This window comes from Gulosibacter hominis, assembly GCF_904842695.1.
GTDB lineage: Bacteria > Actinomycetota > Actinomycetes > Actinomycetales > Microbacteriaceae > Gulosibacter > Gulosibacter hominis.
This window is the reverse complement of record NZ_CAJGWQ010000001.1, coordinates 238,489-255,809: the sequence shown is the minus strand read 5'-3', so window position 1 is coordinate 255,809 and position 17,321 is coordinate 238,489. Positions and strand designations below refer to the sequence as shown.

17 protein-coding genes and 1 tRNA gene are annotated in these 17,321 nt (G+C 60.6%); 9 read left to right on the top strand and 9 right to left on the bottom strand.

From position 1 onward, the window contains the following. Nucleotides 1–265: 265 nt before the first annotated feature. A complete protein-coding gene (locus JMV54_RS01185) occupies nucleotides 266–475 on the top strand; it encodes a hypothetical protein (RefSeq protein WP_201517049.1) in 210 nt (69 codons plus the stop codon). Between the two features lie 617 nt (nucleotides 476–1,092). Here JMV54_RS01185 and JMV54_RS01180 read toward each other — a convergent pair. The 5 genes from JMV54_RS01180 to ctaE form a co-directional block, all read right to left on the bottom strand. Then, nucleotides 1,093–1,168, bottom strand: a tRNA-Val gene (locus JMV54_RS01180). A 122-nt stretch (nucleotides 1,169–1,290) separates the two neighbouring features. Beyond that, a complete protein-coding gene (gene qcrB, locus JMV54_RS01175) occupies nucleotides 1,291–2,913 on the bottom strand; it encodes a cytochrome bc1 complex cytochrome b subunit (RefSeq protein ID WP_201517048.1) in 1,623 nt (540 codons plus the stop codon). Then, nucleotides 2,897–3,988, bottom strand: a complete 1,092-nt coding sequence (gene qcrA / locus JMV54_RS01170) for a cytochrome bc1 complex Rieske iron-sulfur subunit (protein ID WP_201517047.1) — start codon at nucleotides 3,986–3,988, stop codon at nucleotides 2,897–2,899. Before qcrA ends, qcrB begins: the two co-directional genes overlap by 17 nt. Nucleotides 3,989–4,048: 60 nt before the next feature. After that, complete coding sequence (gene qcrC / locus JMV54_RS01165) at nucleotides 4,049–4,876, bottom strand: cytochrome bc1 complex diheme cytochrome c subunit (RefSeq protein WP_201517046.1); 828 nt, start codon at nucleotides 4,874–4,876, stop codon at nucleotides 4,049–4,051. Between the two features lie 18 nt (nucleotides 4,877–4,894). Continuing rightward, nucleotides 4,895–5,518, bottom strand: coding sequence for an aa3-type cytochrome oxidase subunit III (gene ctaE, locus JMV54_RS01160; protein WP_201517045.1), 624 nt, complete (start codon nucleotides 5,516–5,518; stop codon nucleotides 4,895–4,897). A 125-nt stretch (nucleotides 5,519–5,643) separates the two neighbouring features. Here ctaE and trpD point away from each other — a divergent pair, with 125 nt between their 5' ends. From trpD to JMV54_RS01130, 6 genes are all read left to right on the top strand, one after another. Beyond that, complete coding sequence (gene trpD / locus JMV54_RS01155) at nucleotides 5,644–6,711, top strand: anthranilate phosphoribosyltransferase (RefSeq protein ID WP_201517044.1); 1,068 nt, start codon at nucleotides 5,644–5,646, stop codon at nucleotides 6,709–6,711. Next, entirely contained in the window at nucleotides 6,711–7,220 is a 510-nt protein-coding gene (locus JMV54_RS01150) for a hypothetical protein (protein ID WP_201517043.1), read from the top strand. The genes trpD and JMV54_RS01150 overlap by 1 nt, the downstream gene beginning before the upstream one ends. Nucleotides 7,221–7,299: 79 nt before the next feature. Continuing rightward, complete coding sequence (locus JMV54_RS01145) at nucleotides 7,300–7,569, top strand: GlsB/YeaQ/YmgE family stress response membrane protein (protein ID WP_201517042.1); 270 nt, start codon at nucleotides 7,300–7,302, stop codon at nucleotides 7,567–7,569. 154 nt (nucleotides 7,570–7,723) lie between these two features. Beyond that, nucleotides 7,724–8,965 carry a thiolase family protein gene (locus tag JMV54_RS01140; protein ID WP_420842070.1) on the top strand — a complete coding sequence of 414 codons (1,242 nt, stop codon included), beginning with the start codon at nucleotides 7,724–7,726 and terminating at the stop codon, nucleotides 8,963–8,965. Beyond that, nucleotides 8,962–9,786: an enoyl-CoA hydratase/isomerase family protein gene (locus JMV54_RS01135; RefSeq protein WP_201517040.1), complete on the top strand. Its 825-nt coding sequence runs from the start codon at nucleotides 8,962–8,964 to the stop codon at nucleotides 9,784–9,786. The genes JMV54_RS01140 and JMV54_RS01135 overlap by 4 nt, the downstream gene beginning before the upstream one ends. 3 nt (nucleotides 9,787–9,789) lie before the next feature. Further along, nucleotides 9,790–10,650: a 3-hydroxyacyl-CoA dehydrogenase family protein gene (locus JMV54_RS01130; RefSeq protein WP_201517039.1), complete on the top strand. Its 861-nt coding sequence runs from the start codon at nucleotides 9,790–9,792 to the stop codon at nucleotides 10,648–10,650. 60 nt (nucleotides 10,651–10,710) lie between these two features. On the opposite strand, the gene JMV54_RS01125 is transcribed toward JMV54_RS01130, so the two are convergent. Then, nucleotides 10,711–11,163, bottom strand: coding sequence for a PaaI family thioesterase (locus tag JMV54_RS01125; protein ID WP_201517038.1), 453 nt, complete (start codon nucleotides 11,161–11,163; stop codon nucleotides 10,711–10,713). Nucleotides 11,164–11,292: 129 nt separating this feature from the next. On the opposite strand from JMV54_RS01125, the gene paaZ reads away from it, so the two are divergent. Further along, nucleotides 11,293–13,404, top strand: coding sequence for a phenylacetic acid degradation bifunctional protein PaaZ (gene paaZ, locus JMV54_RS01120; protein ID WP_201517037.1), 2,112 nt, complete (start codon nucleotides 11,293–11,295; stop codon nucleotides 13,402–13,404). Between the two features lie 16 nt (nucleotides 13,405–13,420). Here paaZ and JMV54_RS01115 read toward each other — a convergent pair whose 3' ends face one another. The 3 genes from JMV54_RS01115 to JMV54_RS01105 form a co-directional block, all read right to left on the bottom strand. Beyond that, nucleotides 13,421–14,035: a TetR/AcrR family transcriptional regulator gene (locus JMV54_RS01115; protein WP_201517036.1), complete on the bottom strand. Its 615-nt coding sequence runs from the start codon at nucleotides 14,033–14,035 to the stop codon at nucleotides 13,421–13,423. 122 nt (nucleotides 14,036–14,157) lie between these two features. Further along, the gene (locus JMV54_RS01110; RefSeq protein WP_201517035.1) at nucleotides 14,158–15,501 is read right to left on the bottom strand and encodes an AMP-binding protein; all 1,344 of its coding nucleotides are present in this window, start codon (nucleotides 15,499–15,501) and stop codon (nucleotides 14,158–14,160) included. A 60-nt stretch (nucleotides 15,502–15,561) separates the two neighbouring features. Beyond that, nucleotides 15,562–16,038 (bottom strand): hotdog fold thioesterase, encoded by a 477-nt coding sequence (locus JMV54_RS01105; protein ID WP_201517034.1) that lies wholly within the window; start codon nucleotides 16,036–16,038, stop codon nucleotides 15,562–15,564. A 230-nt stretch (nucleotides 16,039–16,268) separates the two neighbouring features. On the opposite strand from JMV54_RS01105, the gene paaA reads away from it, so the two are divergent. Further along, nucleotides 16,269–17,255, top strand: a complete 987-nt coding sequence (paaA, locus tag JMV54_RS01100) for a 1,2-phenylacetyl-CoA epoxidase subunit PaaA (protein WP_201517033.1) — start codon at nucleotides 16,269–16,271, stop codon at nucleotides 17,253–17,255. Nucleotides 17,256–17,321 lie beyond the last annotated feature (66 nt).

The window sequence follows — 17,321 nt, the reverse complement described above, 5'->3', positions numbered from 1 at the left end:
CCGAATGATGCGAGTCAAATCCCGTTGTGCCGCCGTTTCGCTGGTCACCTTGGCCGCACTCTTGACGGGATGCGCGGAGAACGCGAACGTCCCGGCTGGTGACGCTACGCAGCCTGCGATTCCCGCAACGGTGACCAGCGGTCACGTCCGTGTAAACGGAGAAAGCTATGCGCCACCCAGCGGCTGGTCGGTGCGCTGTAATTTCAGTACGGATGAACCGTGGCTATTGGCGAGTTCACCGCAGAAAAGCGAGCAGTACCCCAGCTTGACAGCAGGCCACGGTGGGCCGGGGAAACGCACACTGCTTTTGCTGATCGAAGAGAACCAGGCTTGGTACGGCGACGAGACGCAAGCGACCAAGATTGAACTTGACGAGGACGGACTCCGTGTCTCGGGGAAGGTGGTCTCGGGAACCGACTATGCGGTCACGGCCACAATCGACATTGAACTTCCCTGCGGAACTATGTCGGAGTAGCTCGCTCAGGCCTATCGGATTGCCCACATAGCGCCACCGAGGATCCAGATCATCACAAAGATCAGGATCACGCACGAGAGCAAGATCACGCCGAAGAGGCATCCCATCGAGCCGCAACCGAGACAGGTTTCGTTACCCGCTGCCGGAGGTTGAATCCGATAGGGATTCTCTTGGGGATACATCGTCGGGCCGATGGGCGAACCGTACGGTTGCTGGTATTGGGGTGGCTGCTGTCCCGGTGTGGATGCATTGCTGGATGCGTATGGCGATTGCGCGCCTTCGGACTGCCACTGCGCACCACCGCTGGTCCAGACGCCGTCTGCGCTGCCGGGAGCTTGCTGGTGCTGCCCATTGTTTGCTCCTGAAACCGGGGGAGTAGTGTGCGTCTCGCCGTCAGAAGGTTGCCCGTTGCTGTAGGGCGATGACGAAGAACTCACGATGCCGTTTCCTCGGGTGCAAGTGTAGTTGCCGACTAGCTGACCACAGTGACGTTCAAGGCAGACTGAATACCGCATGCTCTTGGGTGAATTGAGAAAAATTTCGAACGCCGAGAGTCGGGGAGTCAGACATGTGATGCTCGGCAGCAAACGAAACTGCGAAGCATCCCAGACACGAAATGGTGGATCCGGCCGGGCTCGAACCGACGACATCCACGGTGTAAACGTGGCGCTCTACCAACTGAGCTACAGATCCGCTGTCGAGAACAATACCTTACCCGACGCGCAAAGAGCGAATCGGGGGGGGGCGACACGCGGAAACGCCTGCGGGCGGGACATTCCGAAGAACATCCCGCCCGCCAGCGAAGGTGCGTCGAACTAGCGCTCGATCTCGCCGTGGTGTGCTGCGTGTGCCGCTTCGATCTCGGCTGCAGTGGGGGCCTCGACTCGGTCGCTGTAGAACCAGCGCGACAGGGTCGCACGGAACTTCTGGCCCGCGCGAACCTTACCGGTCTTCGGGTCGGGCTGAGCGGTGATCGGCGCGTACGACTCGTACGAAACAAGCTGCCACTGGTCGTGCGGCTCGAGCGGAACCTCGACCTCCTGGAACTCGCCGTGGGGGAGGCGGATCACACGACCCGACTCAATACCGTGCAATGCCAGCGAGCGGTCGCGACGCTGCAGTGCGAGGCACCAGCGCTTGGCGACGATGAACACAATCACCGAACCAACGATGAGCCAGAACTGCAGGAAGTGAATCACGTGCTCCATCGCCATGTGGAAGTGCGTGGCGATGAGGTCTGACGATGCACCCGCCCACATGGTCGCGTAGAAGTTGATCCACGCCGCACCGAGAGCGGTGCGAGTAGGAGCGTTACGCGGGCGGTCGAGCAGGTGGTGCTCGCGCTTGTCACCGGTAATGAACGACTCCATGAAGGGGTAGACGAACAGACCGATCACGAAGATGCCCATCATCAAGAACGGCACCAGAATGGCGAAGCTCAGCGTGTAGTTACCAAGCGGCACCTCCCAGCCCGGCGGGATGAGACGCAGCGCACCGTCACCGAAGCCGATGTACCAGTCAGGCTGGGTACCGGCCGACACCGGTGAGGGGTCGTAGGGGCCGTAGTTCCAAACCGGGTTGATCTGGAAGAAGGTGGCGATGAGGTAGATAAAGCCGATAACGATGAACAGGAAGCCGGTTGCCTTAGCGGCAAACACCGGGAGCACCGGGTTACCGACCACGTTCTGCTCGGTGTGGCCGGCACCCGGCCACTGGGTGTGCTTGTGCACGACCATCAGCAGCAGGTGCATCGCCAGGAAGGCGATGAGGGCTGCCGGCAGGATCATGATGTGCAGTGAGTACAGACGGCCAACGATCATGTCGCCGGGGAACTCGCCACCGAAGAGCCAGAACGACATCCAGGTACCGATACCGGGGATCGCCTTGATCATGCCGTCTACGATGCGCAGACCGTTACCCGAGAGCAGGTCGTCGGGGAGCGAGTAACCGCTGAAGCCCTCGAGCATGGCGATGATCCACAGCACGAGACCGATGATCCAGTTGAGCTCGCGGGGCTTGCGGAATGCACCGGTGAAGAACACGCGGGCCATGTGCATCATCGTGGAGGCAACGAACAGCAGTGCCGCCCAGTGGTGCACCTGACGCATTAGCAGGCCACCGCGTACGTCGAACGAGATGTCGAGTGTCGAGGCCATAGCCGCCGACATGCCCATACCCTTGAGCGGCACATACTGGCCGTCGTAAACCATGTGGGTCATCGACGGATCGAAGAAGAAGGTGAGGAACGTACCCGAGATGAGGATGGCGATGAAGCTGTAGAGCGCCACCTCACCGAGCATGAACGACCAGTGGTCAGGGAAGATCTTGCGACCAAATTCCTTAACCGCACCCGAGATGCTGGTGCGCTCGTCAATCCAGTTGGAGGCCTTTGCGAGGCGGGAGCCCTCGGCCACGGGCGAACTATACGTTGTAGTCATGACGACGCTCCCAGAAGGTCGGTCCAACAGGTTCGTGGAAGTCGCTGGTGGCGATGAGGTAGCCCTCGTCGTCAACAGCGATCGGCAGCTGCGGCAGCGGACGGCCAGCAGGACCGAAGATCACCTTGCAGTGCTCGGTGACATCGAACTGCGACTGGTGGCAAGGGCACAGCAGGTGGTGGGTCTGCTGCTCGTAGAGTGCCACCGGGCAGCCAACGTGGGTGCAGACCTTCGAGTAGGCGACGATGCCCTTGAACGACCAGTCTTTGCGGGCCGGATCGATCTTCAAACGCTCTTCGGGAAGACGCATGAGCAGCACAACGGCCTTGGCCTTCTCGTTGAGGAAGTTCGGGTCGTGGTTCTCCTCAAGCTCGATGAGCGTCTCCGGAATCACGTGGAAGGCCGAACCGATGGTGACGTCTGCCCACTTGATCGGGGTGCCCGAAGGGTCACGCACGAGGCGCACGCCCTCGCCCCAGAGGGTCTGGTGCAGCAGCTTCACCGGCTTTTCGTTGTTGGCGTTGTAGAAGTCACGCAGCATCACGATGCCTGGCAGCGGCAGTGCCACGAGCGCACCGATGAGCGAGTTGCGGAGCATCTTCCGGCGCGAGAAGCCTGACTCTTCGTCGGCCTGCGCAAAGATTTCGCTGACCCGCTGGCGAGTTGCCGGGCTGCCGGCGATCGGGTGCCGCGCCTCGGCCATCTCCTTGTCCTTCATGAGGTACTTCGCCCAGGCAACGGTGCCGATACCGAGCGTCAGCATGCTCAGGGCGATGCCAAGACCGAGGAAGAAGTTATTACCGCGTACCGAGGTGATGTCGTTGCGGTCGATCGGCCAAGCGAAGTAGGCGACCGTCGCAAAGAGCGCCGAAGCGAGCGACACCCAGAACAGGACGGTGATTACGCGCTCAGCGTTCTTTTCTTTCTTGGGGTCCGTGTCGGTTACCCGCTCGTGGTGGTCGGGCAGTCCGGGGTTCGTGAACTCGCTATCCGCCAGGATTGCGGCCCCCGAACTCACCGACCGGTCCGACGAATGGGCGGTGCGAAGCTCCCCGCCGTGTTCGTCTTGAGCCATGAGGAATTCCCTTTCTAGAAGGAGGTGCAGCAGAAATCAGAAGTTATGGGTTCGCGTTGCCTAGTTGGGGCGCGAGGTGAGCCAGATGGCGGCGGCGGCAGCGCCGCCAATACCAAAGATCCAGATGAACAGACCCTCAGCAACCGGGCCGATACCACCGAGGTTGTAGCCACCGATCGACGAGGTGTTGTCGGTCATCCAACGGATCGAGGCGATGATGTCGCGCTTGTCCTCGGGGCTGAGGTTCGCGTCGTTGAACACCGGCATGTTCTGGGGGCCGGTGACCATGGCCTCGTAGAGGTGAACCGGGTCGACGGTTTGCAGCTCAGGGGCGAACTTACCCTCGGTGAGCGCACCACCGGCGGCGCCAACGTTGTGGCACATGGCGCAGTTGATGCGGAAGATTTCGGCGCCGTGGGCGATGTCAGCTTCCGACTCGGTCAACCACTGACGGCTGGGGATAGTTGGGCCGGGAGCAAGCGATGCGACGTAGGCAGCCATCTGGTGAGTCTGTACCTCATCAAACTGCGGAGCCTTCTTCGGAGCCTGCGGACCGTGCATCTGCATCGGCATACGACCGGTACCAACCTGGAAGTCGACTGCCGCCGCGCCAACACCGACGAGGCTCGGGCCGTTCTCGGTGCCGACGGCGTTCATGCCGTGACAGGTAGCGCAGTTGGCGTTGAACAGCGACTCACCTGCGGCAATAGTCTGGGCGCTGTCGAGGGGGACAGCGGTGTCACCCTCAGCAGCGGTGACGGTGTCGACGGCCGCGTACGCACTGCCGGCAACCAGGAGGCCGATGCCGAGTAGCGCTGCGGAGGCGAGCGGTGTGCGGCGGCTGCGCTTGCGTGACTTCTTCGCAGCCTTCTTAGTGACGAGTGACATGTGGAGCTCTCCTGGCTACTAAGAAATGAACGGAAGGATGTAAATGACGAAGAACAGTCCGACCCACACAACGTCAACGAAGTGCCAGTAGTACGAGACTGCGATCGCCATCGATGCCTCGCGCTGGCCCATCCGACGCACGGCATACATGCGCACGATGGTGAGCAGGAACGCGAACAGACCGCCGATCACGTGGAGACCGTGGAAGCCGGTGGTCATATAGAAGGCACTGGTGAAGGGGTTGAGGTTGAATACGTAACCCTCGGAGACGAGCGTGGCGTACTCAAAAATCTGTCCAGCAACGAATACCGAACCGAGGAAAAAGGTGATGTAGAACCACTCGATTACCCCGAGACGACCATTCTCACGGAAACGCTGTCCGCGTTCGGCGGCAGCAACGCCGAACTGGCAGGTGACCGAGCTGGACACCAGGATGAGCGTGTTGATCGTAGAGAACGGAATGTTCATCACGTCGTGTCCGGCCACGAACTGCTCCGGCGCCATCGCGCGGAGCGTGAAGTAGATCGCGAATAGGCCCGCGAAGAACATAACTTCCGAGCCGAGCCAGACGATCGTGCCGATCGCAAGGGTATTTGGACGATGGACGCGCGGAGCGCCTGAAATGGATGTTGCTGAAGTCACCTGTCCATTATGACCGATTTCTCAGTTTGGCCAAGTTTCGACGCGACTCGCGTTAGAAAACCGTGTGAAGGTTCTGCCTGATCAACTGCATTTAGCGGCTAGTAAGGCGGCGTACACTGATGCCCATGACGCAACTTCAGACTTGGCCCGAGATGATCGAATCGCTGCTGCGCGGCGAAGACCTGTCGGTAGCCCAGGCAACCTGGGCTATGGAACAGATCATGACCGGTGAAGTATCAGATGCTTCGCTGGCCGGTTGGCTGATCGCCTTGCGTGCCAAGGGTGAGACGGTAGAAGAGGTTGTCGGTTTTCGCGATGCCATCCTCGCCAATGCGACGCCGATTGACATTACGCCGTGGGCGGTCGACATCGTTGGCACCGGTGGTGACATGGTTGGCACCGTGAACGTATCGACCATGTCGGCGATGGTGATCGCAGGTTCTGGTGTGCCGGTTATTAAACACGGTGGCGGTGCCGCGTCGGCTAAGTCGGGCGCGACCGATGTGCTCACCGCGCTCGGCGCTCGTCACGGCAATAATTCAACTGAGCTCAGCCAGGTGTTCGAAGAAACGGGGATGACCTTCCTCGCCGCACCGCTTTTCCACCCCGGATTCCGGCACGTGGCACCGGTGCGCAAACAGCTGGGTGTTTCGACCATCTTTAATTATCTGGGCCCACTCACTAACCCCTCCCGCGCCGAAGCCAGTGCCGTTGGCTGCGCCAAGCGCGAGGGGATTCCGCTCGTTGTCGGTGTATTCCGCACTCGTGGTGCGGCGGCGCTGGTCTTCCGCGGCGATGACGGGCTGGATGAGCTCACGGTCACGGGCTACTCGCGCATCTGGGAGGTGTGCCGAGGGGATGTATCCGAACACGATATTCATCCACGTGATGTTGGTCTCGGCACCTACCGGATGCAAGAACTGATCGGCGGCACGCCGGAAGAGAATGCGCAGATATTGCGTGAAACGCTCGCCGGAAACGTTGAGGGCGCAGTTTTGGACATTGTGCTGTTGAACGCCGCTGCCGGCATGGTCGCCTTTGATCTGGCTCGCAACCCCGATAGCGCGGAAGAACCAATCCGCGATCGATTGATCGCAAAGATTGCCGTGGCCCGCGACACGATTGAGTCGGGTCGCGCGCTGACACAGCTTGAACGGTTCGTCGCCGCCACCCAGAACTACAGCGGGAACTAGTGAAGCTTTTTCGACGTCGCGAGCGGCGCGATGATGGTATCTATCGCATCCGTGCCTATGAGGTACGTGGCGAACCCCGCGAACTTATGCGGCCCATTTTTTGGGTGACGCTTATCGCCTGGCTGCTGTCATTTTTTCTGTTTTATTTCGGCACCGGGATGCTCGAATTTCAGCTGCAGCGGGTTGGCTTCGTGTCGGTGCTGCTGGGTTGGGTCGTGATGTCAGTGGCATTGGCGGCCGGCTATGCATTCGGCTATCGAATCATGCTCGCGCTGACTGCCGGTAGCAGGATGTTCGGTGAGCGAGAAGTCACCAGGCTCAGCGTTGGGGATGCGTTTGCTAGCGCCTGTGGCGGGCTCGTAATTAGCGCTCTGCCCGCGATCACCGTCTCGGAACTGTTCCTGTTTTTCACCTGGGTGATGGTGGTGGGTGTGTGTTTCACGTTTTCGCAGCTGCAGCCGCGTTACGTCGCCCGCTGGCGTGAAATCGCGGAGACTCGCGGGCATTGACCCGTGCTTTCAGCATTAGCTCGCGGCAGTGCACGACAATAGTGACTACAAACTGAGGTAGAAGCGAGAGGGAGTACGGATGTTTGAACTAGGTTTTTTGTCGTGGATCATCGTGGGCATAATCGTCGGGCTCATTGCATCGGCAATTATGAAGCAGAGCTACCCCTGGTGGCTCACGCTTGTGCTGGGCATCCTGGGTGCTGCACTCGGCGGGTTTCTCGCCGGGCTGCTGCTGCCGGGTGATGCGAATTGGGGATTCTGGAACCCGTTCATGTGGATTTTCTCGACGATCGGTGCGGTCATCGTGATGGCACTCGTCGGTGCTGCTGGGAAGCGGCAAAAGCGCTAGGGAGTCTCCGTGTCGGTAATGTCCCGCGTGGTGGCCCTTGCGCCACACGCGGGACTATTCGTTCATGTCCTCTCAATGACCCGGTCATCTGAACCAAGCAATACTGACGCTGCGGTCAGGATTACGCGCGAAAATGCGTAAAGTGTCAATAGGCATGGTTCACAACAAAGGAGTTCAAGTGGCCGAGGCATACATCATCGATGGTGTTCGCACTCCGGTGGGTCGATACGGCGGTGCGCTCGCACCGGTGCGCCCCGACGATCTGGCGGCGCTGGTGATTGGCGAAGTTATTGAACGCGCAAAGATCAACCCAGAGCACGTCGATGAGGTGATTTTCGGAAATGCCAACGGTGCCGGCGAAGAAAACCGCAACGTGGCACGAATGGCGTGGTTGCTGGCCGGAATGCCGCTGAACGTGCCTGGCTACACCGTCAACCGGCTCTGTGCATCCGGTATGACAGCGATCATTTCGGCCGCCCAGGCGATTAAGGCCGGCGACGCAGATCTCGTGGTCGTCGGCGGCGTTGAGTCGATGAGCCGTGCTCCGTGGGTTGTCGAAAAGCCAGCCAAAGCCTGGGCGAAGCCGGGCGAATCATTTGACACTTCCATCGGCTGGCGTTTCCCGAACCCCAAGTTTGCCGAGGGTGAACTCAGTCGTGACGGCAAGATGCTGTATTCGATGCCCGAAACCGCTGAAGAAGTCGCCGAAGTTTTTCAGGTGAGCCGTGAAGCTGCCGACGCGTTCGCGGTGCGCTCACACGAGCTCGCCTTCGACGCCATTCACGGCGGTCGCTTTCACAACGAAATCGTGCCCGTTGAGGTTCCGAGCCGTAAGGGCCAGGTGACCGTGGTCGACACCGATGAAGGGCCGCGGGAAGGAACCACGATGGAGGCGCTGGCCGGTCTGCGCTCGGTGGTCAAGCCCGGGGGAGTCGTGACCGCTGGCAACTCGTCGTCGCTGAACGATGGGGCCTCGGCACTCGTGATTGCGTCGTCGGCGGCGGTCGAAAAATATGGACTCACACCGCGGGCTCGTGTCGTGCGGGGCGCTGCGGCCGGCCTCGAACCTGAGATCATGGGCATCGGGCCGGTTCCCGCAACCCGCAAGGCGCTCGATCGTGCTGGCTGGTCGGTGGCCGACCTCGGCGCTGTCGAACTTAACGAGGCATTTGCCACCCAGTCGCTTGTGTGTATGGATCAGCTCAGTCTCGACCCGGAGATCGTCAACCGCAACGGTGGCGCAATCGCGCTCGGTCACCCACTGGGATCCTCGGGATCACGTATTGCTATTACGCTGCTCAACCGCATGGAGCAGGAGGGCGCCGAGCGAGGCCTGGCCACCATGTGTATTGGTGTGGGCCAGGGGCAGGCAGTGCTGCTGGAGGCGGTTAAATGAGCGTCGACACACTCAACGACATGCAGTGGGAACGCCTGCGGGTGACCGTCGGCGCCGACCGTGTTGAGGTCGTACTCGACCACGCCGCCACTCGCAACGCCATCGATCAGCAGATGGTCGATGAGCTGCACGCGGTGTGTGCCGAACTTGAACGGGATCCGCGCACGCTGATTATCGCCGGGGCCAACGGGCTGTTCGCCTCGGGTGCGGATATTGCGCAGCTAAAAGAACGCCGTCGAGACGACGCCCTCGCCGGTATCAACTCAACGATTTTTCATCGCATCGCGCGGCTGCCAATGCCGGTGATCGCCGCGATGCAAAAATACGCGCTCGGTGGCGGCGCCGAACTCGGCTACGCGGCTGATTTTCGTATCGCCACGCCGGACATCAAGATTGGTAATCCGGAAACCGCGCTCGGTATCCTCGCCGCTGCCGGCGCCACCTGGCGCCTGCGTGAGCTGGTTGGCGAACCGCTCGCCAAAGAAATCTTGCTCGCCGGCCGGCAACTCACTGCCAGTGAGGCACTCGCCTGTGGCCTCATCACCGAGGTGCACGAGGCCGACGAATTGCTACCGGCAGCACACGCGCTTGCCGATCGCATCAGTAAGCAGGATCCGCTGGCCGTGCGCATCACCAAAGCGGTTTTCCACACCCCGCGCGAAGCACACCCCGTTATTGACACGCTCGCTCAAGGCATCCTTTTTGAATCGGAAGCAAAATTTGAGCGGATGCAGGGATTTCTCGATCAGCGCGCCGCCCGCAGAGCGCAGCGCGAGGCGGAGCGCGCCGCCGCAAACGAATCGAACGCACAGGAGAGTTGAGCCATGTCTGATCTGACCAAGATTCCCGACCACGTTGGCGTTATCGGCGGTGGTCGCATGGGCGGGGGTATCGCCCACGCCTTCCTCATGGCCGGCAGTCGTGTCACCGTCATCGAGCGTGAGCCCATTGCGCTGCAGGCGGCAGTGGAGCGCATCGAGCGCTCGGTGGCAAAGTCGATTGAGCTTGGCGCCGCCGACGCAAACCTCGACGAGGTTACGCAGCGACTGCAGGTGGTGCTCGACTACGACCAGCTGCGTGATTGCGGCCTCGTGGTTGAAGCCGTGTTCGAAGACTTTGACGTCAAGCTTGAGGCGCTCACCGCGGCAGAAGCCGTGCTTGGCGATCAGGCCGTACTGGCCTCGAACACCTCGTCGATTTCGCTCGCTGATCTGGCCGAACCCCTCAACCGGCCAGAGCGCTTATTGGGGCTGCACTTTTTTAACCCGGTACCGGCCTCGAAACTCATCGAGGTCGTGATTGCGCCGAAGACCGGTCAGGATGTAGTTGCAGCCGCACCCCGTTGGGTGGAACAGCTCGCCAAAACCCCGGTGGTGGTGAAAGATTCGCCAGGCTTTGCATCCTCACGTCTCGGGGTGGCCATCGCGCTTGAGGCAATCCGCATGGTTGAAGAAGGAGTCGCCAGTGCCCAAGACATCGATGCGGCCATGGAACTCGGCTACCGCCACCCGCAGGGCCCACTGAAAACCACCGATATTGTTGGACTCGACGTGCGCCTCGGCATCGCCGAATATCTCTCCGAACATCTGGGGGAGCGGTTCGCGCCGCCGCAGCTGCTGCGCGAAATGGTCGAGCGCGGAGAGCTTGGCCGCAAGAGCGGAAAAGGGTTCTACGACTGGACCTAACGCTTCACTGCGGGCCGGGATGCTATTGCGCAATTCCGGCCCGCAGTGTGCTGCTCACAGTTAGTCACTCACCGGCACATATTCAAAGCCGGGAATCTTGCGGTCGATCACGGCATTGGTGATGCGGAAGGTGCACAAGCGCGCGCCGGTTTGTTCGTGCTCAATAATCACGTCGTGCGAGGTGAGGGTGCGGCCGAGGTGGATTGCCGTGGCGGTGGCCCGCACCCAGCCATCGCGAGCGGAAGCGTGGTGGGTGCCGGATGCATCCACGCCGACAGCAACCTTCCCGTAGGTGGAAGCGTGAATCACCGCGGCCCACGAGCCAACCGCCTCACCGAGCGCCAGCGATGCTCCGCCGTGCATCAGGCCGTGCGATTGCCGATTACCGGCAACTGGCATCCTGGCAACCACCCGATGCGCCGACTGTTCGACGATCTCAATGCCCATACGCTCATCCAGTTCACCGAGGGTGATGGTCCAGGGGTGGTATCGAACGGGTGGGCCTTGCGACATAGGTGCGTCTTTCTGTTCGGGGCCGCGGTTTTGAGGTGCTTCCAGTAGTGTAGAGACGTATTTCTGACCGATTGGTCGGGATATCAACGCTCGACCGCGCGATGATGCGCAGCGAACAGAAGGACGATGATGACTTCAACTGCACCGACCCCATCGAACTACGTTGCCAGCTATGTGCGCGGTGATTGGTGGACTCCCGCCGCCGGCACGGTCGGTCGAGAGGTGCTCGATGCCAGCACCGATGAGCCGATCGCCACCGTGTCTGCTGAGGGTCTCGACATCGCGAGCGTGATCGACTACGCACGCCAAAACGGACGTGACCAGCTTGGCGAGCTCGCCATCCATCAGCGCGCGCTCAAACTTAAAGAGCTCGCGATATACCTCACTGAACGCAAGGTAGAGCTCTACGAACTTTCGACCCGATCGGGTGCCACGAAGGTAGACAATTTCATCGATATTGACGGCGGTATCGGCGTGCTGTTCACCTATGGTTCAAAAGGCCGCCGCGAACTTCCCAACTCAAACGTGGTGATTGATGGCAAGACCGAGCGGCTCTCAAAAGACGGATCGTTTTTGGGAGAGCACATTTACACCCGCATCCCCGGAATTACGGTTGAGATCAACGCGTTCAACTTCCCGGTGTGGGGGATGCTCGAAAAATTCGCGCCGGCGTTCGTTGCCGGAGTTCCCTCGGTGGTGAAACCCGCAACGCCCACCAGTTACATCACCGAAGCGTGTGTGCGCATGATTGTCGAATCGGGCATCATCCCCGACGGTGCGCTGCAGCTAATCTCGGGCTCGGCACGCGATCTGCTCGACCACCTCGACTACCGCGATATGGTCGCCTTCACCGGGTCGAAGCAGACCGCCGACACGCTGCGGGCGCACCCGAACGTGGCGACCGGTGGGGTGCGGTTCACCGCCGAGGCAGACTCGCTCAACGCGGCGATTCTGGGGCCGGATGCAACCCCCGAAACGCCCGAGTTCGCGGCCTTCATCCGTTCGGTCGTGGGTGAAACTCAAGCGAAGGCCGGCCAGAAGTGCACCGCGATTCGCCGGGTGATCGTGCCGAATGAGCTGGTCGAGCCGGTAATTGCTGCGCTGGCTGAACGGGTCGGCGACAAGATTCGGGTGGGTGACCCCCGCGATGAACACACCTCAATGGGGGCGCTCGCCTCACTTGACCAGCTGCGGGATGTGCGCGCCGCAGTCGACACCCTGGTTGCCGGTGGCGGTGAAATTGTGATCGGTTCGAATGAGCTGCGCGAGGGTGCCGGCGCATTCATGGAACCGATCGTGCTGCGCTGGGCCGATAATCGGGCGCCGGCGGTGCACTCGACCGAGGCGTTCGGGCCGGTCACCTCGGTACTGGGCTACGGATCGGTGTCGGAAGCAGTTGAACTTGCCGCCCTCGGCGACGGTTCGCTGGTCGCCACGGTTTGCAGCAATGACATGGCTGCGGTTGCCGAAATCTCCCGCGGAATCGCCGGCTATCACGGGCGCATCCACCTGCTCAACCGCGAAGACGCCAAGACCTCGACCGGACACGGTTCTCCGATGCCACACCTCGTGCACGGTGGCCCTGGCCGCGCCGGCGGCGGTGAAGAGCTCGGCGGTATTCGCGCGGTCTTCCACTACATGCAGCGCACTGCGATTCAGGGGTCGCCGAATCTGCTCACCGCGGTGACCGGGCAGTGGCACCTCGGCGCCGATCAGGTGCGCGTGGGCTGCGAAAAATTCAACGCCACCCCCGAGGGTGTTGATGGCGCCGTGCATCCGTTCCGGAAGTCGCTCGAGACGCTGCGTATCGGTGACGCTTTCATCAGTGATTTGCGCGAGGTGACCCTCGACGACATCACTCGTTTCGCCAATGACACCGGTGATGTGTTTTACGCACACACCAATCCCGAGGCGGCGGAAGCCAACCCGTTTTTCCCGGGCATTGTGGCGCACGGCTATCTGCTGGTGAGTTGGGCCGCCGGGCTGTTTGTGGCCCCGGGCCGCAGCGCCGTGTACCTCAACTACGGGATGGATAATCTGCGCTTTTTGCAGCCGGTGTCGCCCGGCGACTCGGTGCGGGTAGAGCTGACCGCTAAACGCATCACGCCGCGCGAATCGGAAGACTACGCCGAGGTCGTGTGGGATGCACTGTTACTGAACCAGGACGGCGAGACGATCGCCAACTATGACGTGCTCACCCTTGCGGGCAAGCGGGAGGAGCAGGCCCTCGGCGGGGAGTAGGGGAGGCGGCGAATAGCTAGTGTCGCAGCCCCTCAAATACGATGGCGACCACGAGATCGCCGAGCTGTTTGGGGCCGAGTGAACCGCCGGGTTTGTACCACTCGATAATCGAATTGATCATCCCAAACACCAGGCGCGTGGTGGCGCGGGTGTCGCTGCGCCAGGCGAGGTCGCCAGCATCGGCAGCTGATGCCACCATGCGCGCCACAGCGTGATCGAACTTGCGGCGCCGATCGAGCGCGGCGCGTTCCAGCTCGGTGTTACCGCGCAACCGCAGCAGCAGCGTCGCCGACGGGAGTTCGTCGATGAGCACGTCGACAGTTGCCCGAATCAGAGTTTCGAGCTGCTGCAGGTGTTCCTCCGGCGTTTGAGGATTGTGGGCCTGTGCTGACATAAGAGCCGCTTCAAGCGAGTTCAAGGCGCGGTCGAGGGCCTGTTTGAGCAGTTCTTCTTTGCTCGCCACGTGGTGATAGATGGCTGATTTTGAAACACCGAGTCGTTCGGCGATCATCCCCACGGAAGTTGCCTCGTAGCCGTGCTGATTGAACAGCGCGACCGCCGCGGCAACCACATCGGCTCGATCGTTACCGGGGCGTCCGCGGCGGGCAGGGGAGTGAACGGTAGTGGACATCGACAGCCCTCCGGAGGCACAAAATCAAACAGTCACCGAGCAAAATGGCGGCGGGCGACAGACCTTTGAATCGAGTCTGCCCGCCCGCCGCCATTTGATCTGAACGACCAGCCTACCCGCAATTACCGCAGATGAGCGGGAAGTTCGTGCCCGGCTCGGTCGCGGTAATCGTAGATCCGTTTGGCCTTACCCTCGGATCGAGCCACGGTGTTGGGGTCGACGACGTGGATGCGCACCGACGAACCGATGCGGATCTTAATGTCGTGCTGGAGTGCCTTGGCCGCCTGTTCGGCTTCGATCATGGTGAACTCGGGACGGCGTTCGATCACCACGGTGAGCTCGTCCATCCGCTTTGGACGGGTGAGCTCAAGGAAGTAGTGCGGGCTGAGTGCGGGTTGGGTGAGCGCGAGCTCTTCAATTTGCGACGGGAACATATTTACACCGCGCAAAATGATCATGTCATCGGTGCGGGTAGCAACTTTCTTCATTCGGCGCATATTCGGGCGCGCATCCCCGGGCAAGAGCACCGAGATGTCCTTGGTGCGATAGCGAATAATTGGCATCGCCTCTTTGGTGAGCGCCGTGAAAACGAGCTCACCAGCTTCACCGTCGGGGAGCACCTCTTCGAGATTGTCGGGGTTCACTATTTCGGGCAGGAACATGTCTTCCCAAATGGTCGAGCCGTCCTGATGCTCGGCTGATTCACCGGCAACGCCCGGCCCCATCAGTTCAGACAGACCATAGATGTCTACCGCTTTGAGGTTGAAACCGGCTTCAATCTCTTGCCGCATTTGCTCGCTCCACGGTTCAGCACCCAGCACCGCAATTTCAAGCGATGTGTCACGGGCAGAAATCCCTTCGGCCTGCATGCGGTCGAGAATGGTGAGCAGATACGAGGGCGTGCACATGATGATGCGCGGTTTGAAATCGTGGATGAGCTGAATCTGTCGGTCGGTTTGGCCGGCCGACATAGGAACCACCGTCAAACCCGCTTCTTCGATGCCGTAGTGGGCACCAAGACCGCCGGTGAACAGACCGTATCCGTAGGCATTGTGCACAATATCGCCCTTTCGGGCGCCGGCGAGGCGCAGCACCCGAGCGAAGGCTCGCGCCCAGATTTTTATATCGCCTTCGGTGTAGCCAACAACCGTCGGGCGTCCGGTGGTGCCAGATGATGCGTGGATGCGGCGCACCTGGTCCATCGGCACCGCGAAGGTGTCGAAAGGGTAGTTGCGGCGCAGATCTTCTTTGGTGGTGAAAGGAAACTTGCTGATATCACTGAGGGTCTGGAGATCGTCGGGTTTGACGCCGTGCTCGTCAAATTTTTGGCGGTACATGGGCACGTTTTCGTAGGCGTACCTCACAGTCCACTTGAGGCGCTCGAGCTGGAGTGCTTCGAGCTCTTCACGAGACATGAGTTCTTCGGGGTCGAGTGTTTCGAGATCAAATTTGGTGTCGGTCACCATGGCGGCGCTGCCTTCTCTTGGGTGGTTGTTGAGGGATATGCGGGAAACTCGCGTTGATCGCTACTGTTTCGAGCCGGGCTTGGAAATGGTGCGACTACGACCTCGGAACACGGTGATTCGTATCGGTTCGGGGTCGTTGGGGCCCTGTGCAAAAACTTCAATGTCGTATACGCCGCTGCGCCCCTCGTGGAGCGCTTTGGCGTGGGCGGTGATTGTCTGTCCGGATTGGGCCGGGCGCAGGAAGTTCACATCGACGCCGGAGGCGACGGTGATGGTGCCGTCGTCCTCGTGGGGGTTGTTGCAAGCCAGTGCGAAAGCGGTGTCGGCGAAAGCAAAAATCATGCCGCCATGAGCTATGCCGAAGCCGTTAAGCATCTCGTGGCGCAGGTCCATCTCAATTTTTGCTTCGCCGGGGGCGACGTGTAACACCCGTACGCCCATCCACTCGCTGGCGAAATCGTCGCGCAAAATTCGGTGCGCGCTGGCGAGGTCGGCATAGGGCTGTTCGCCTGCGGTTTTTCGACCTGGCTGGTTCATGTGTCACTCCTTTGTGAATTCCTGACCAGTGTTACAGAAAATACGCCGATTTGAGTGTTTTTGCCAGTGAGGTTACCGAGAGATCGTGCGACGATTGGGGTGTTCTGTTGTTGACCTAGAATCGTGGCGGCATATACTGAACGGACGTTCTGTAAATTGATGGCAGTGGAGCCATCAAGTTGCAACTCAGGTCATCCACTGACCAATAGGTGGCCAAAGGAGACTCCAGCATGACGAACAACGTGACCAATCTGCCGCAGCGTGACGAGATCGACCTCGAACGCGCTCAGGCCTACTTTGACGACATCATTGCTCGCGACTCACGTATTGAGCCAGCCGACTGGATGCCCGACGCCTACCGCAAGACGCTCACTCGGCAGATTTCACAGCACGCTCACTCAGAAATCATCGGCATGCAGCCCGAGGCCAACTGGATCACCCGCGCACCGTCACTGAAACGCAAGGCCATCCTGATGGCAAAGGTGCAGGATGAAGCCGGTCACGGCCTGTACCTTTACTCGGCTGCCGAAACCCTCGGCACACCGCGTGACGAGCTCAATGAACAGCTGCTCACGGGCAAAGCCAAGTACTCGTCAATTTTTAACTATCCGGCACGCACCTGGGCTGATATGGGTGCTATCGGCTGGCTCGTAGATGGTGCCGCGATCTGCAATCAGGTGCCACTGTGCCGCACCTCGTACGGCCCCTACGGTCGAGCGATGGTTCGCATCTGTAAAGAAGAATCGTTTCACCAGCGCCAGGGGTGGGAGATTCTCTACACCCTCTCGAACGGCACTCCAGAACAAAAACAGATGGCTCAGGATGCGGTGAATCGGTTCTACGGGCCGGCACTACAGATGTTCGGCCCACCGGACGACCAGTCGCCGAACTCGAAACAGTCGATGGCCTGGAAGATCAAGCGCTTTTCAAACGATGAGCTGCGCCAGCGTTTTGTCGACATGATCGTGCCCCAGGCTGAAGCACTCGGACTGACCCTGCCCGATCCCGATCTCAAGTGGAATGAACAGCGCGGCCACTACGACTTTGGCGAGCTCGACTGGGACGAGTTTTTTGGGGTGATTAAGGGCCACGGCCCCTGCAACGCACAGCGCCTGGCACGCCGCGTCGAAGCGCACGAAAACGGTGCCTGGGTGCGTGAAGCAGCCGCCGAGTACGCCCGCAAACAGCGAGAAGCAAGCGAAGCGGCAGTGGCATAACGCACCCTGGGTGACCAGCTCGGGACCAATCCGGGCGGTGGCATCGCCGAGGCACTCGCATTCCGC

Coding starts and splice junctions, on each gene's coding strand:
- qcrB (WP_201517048.1), bottom strand. CDS start 2,913: ATGACTACAACGTATAGTTCGCCCGTGGCCGAGGGCTCCCGCCTCGCA.
- qcrA (WP_201517047.1), bottom strand. CDS start 3,988: ATGGCTCAAGACGAACACGGCGGGGAGCTTCGCACCGCCCATTCGTCG.
- qcrC (WP_201517046.1), bottom strand. CDS start 4,876: ATGTCACTCGTCACTAAGAAGGCTGCGAAGAAGTCACGCAAGCGCAGC.
- trpD (WP_201517044.1), top strand. CDS start 5,644: ATGACGCAACTTCAGACTTGGCCCGAGATGATCGAATCGCTGCTGCGC.
- JMV54_RS01145 (WP_201517042.1), top strand. CDS start 7,300: ATGTTTGAACTAGGTTTTTTGTCGTGGATCATCGTGGGCATAATCGTC.
- JMV54_RS01140 (WP_420842070.1), top strand. CDS start 7,724: ATGGTTCACAACAAAGGAGTTCAAGTGGCCGAGGCATACATCATCGAT.
- JMV54_RS01135 (WP_201517040.1), top strand. CDS start 8,962: ATGAGCGTCGACACACTCAACGACATGCAGTGGGAACGCCTGCGGGTG.
- JMV54_RS01130 (WP_201517039.1), top strand. CDS start 9,790: ATGTCTGATCTGACCAAGATTCCCGACCACGTTGGCGTTATCGGCGGT.
- JMV54_RS01125 (WP_201517038.1), bottom strand. CDS start 11,163: ATGTCGCAAGGCCCACCCGTTCGATACCACCCCTGGACCATCACCCTC.
- paaZ (WP_201517037.1), top strand. CDS start 11,293: ATGACTTCAACTGCACCGACCCCATCGAACTACGTTGCCAGCTATGTG.
- JMV54_RS01115 (WP_201517036.1), bottom strand. CDS start 14,035: ATGTCCACTACCGTTCACTCCCCTGCCCGCCGCGGACGCCCCGGTAAC.
- JMV54_RS01110 (WP_201517035.1), bottom strand. CDS start 15,501: ATGGTGACCGACACCAAATTTGATCTCGAAACACTCGACCCCGAAGAA.
- JMV54_RS01105 (WP_201517034.1), bottom strand. CDS start 16,038: ATGAACCAGCCAGGTCGAAAAACCGCAGGCGAACAGCCCTATGCCGAC.
- paaA (WP_201517033.1), top strand. CDS start 16,269: ATGACGAACAACGTGACCAATCTGCCGCAGCGTGACGAGATCGACCTC.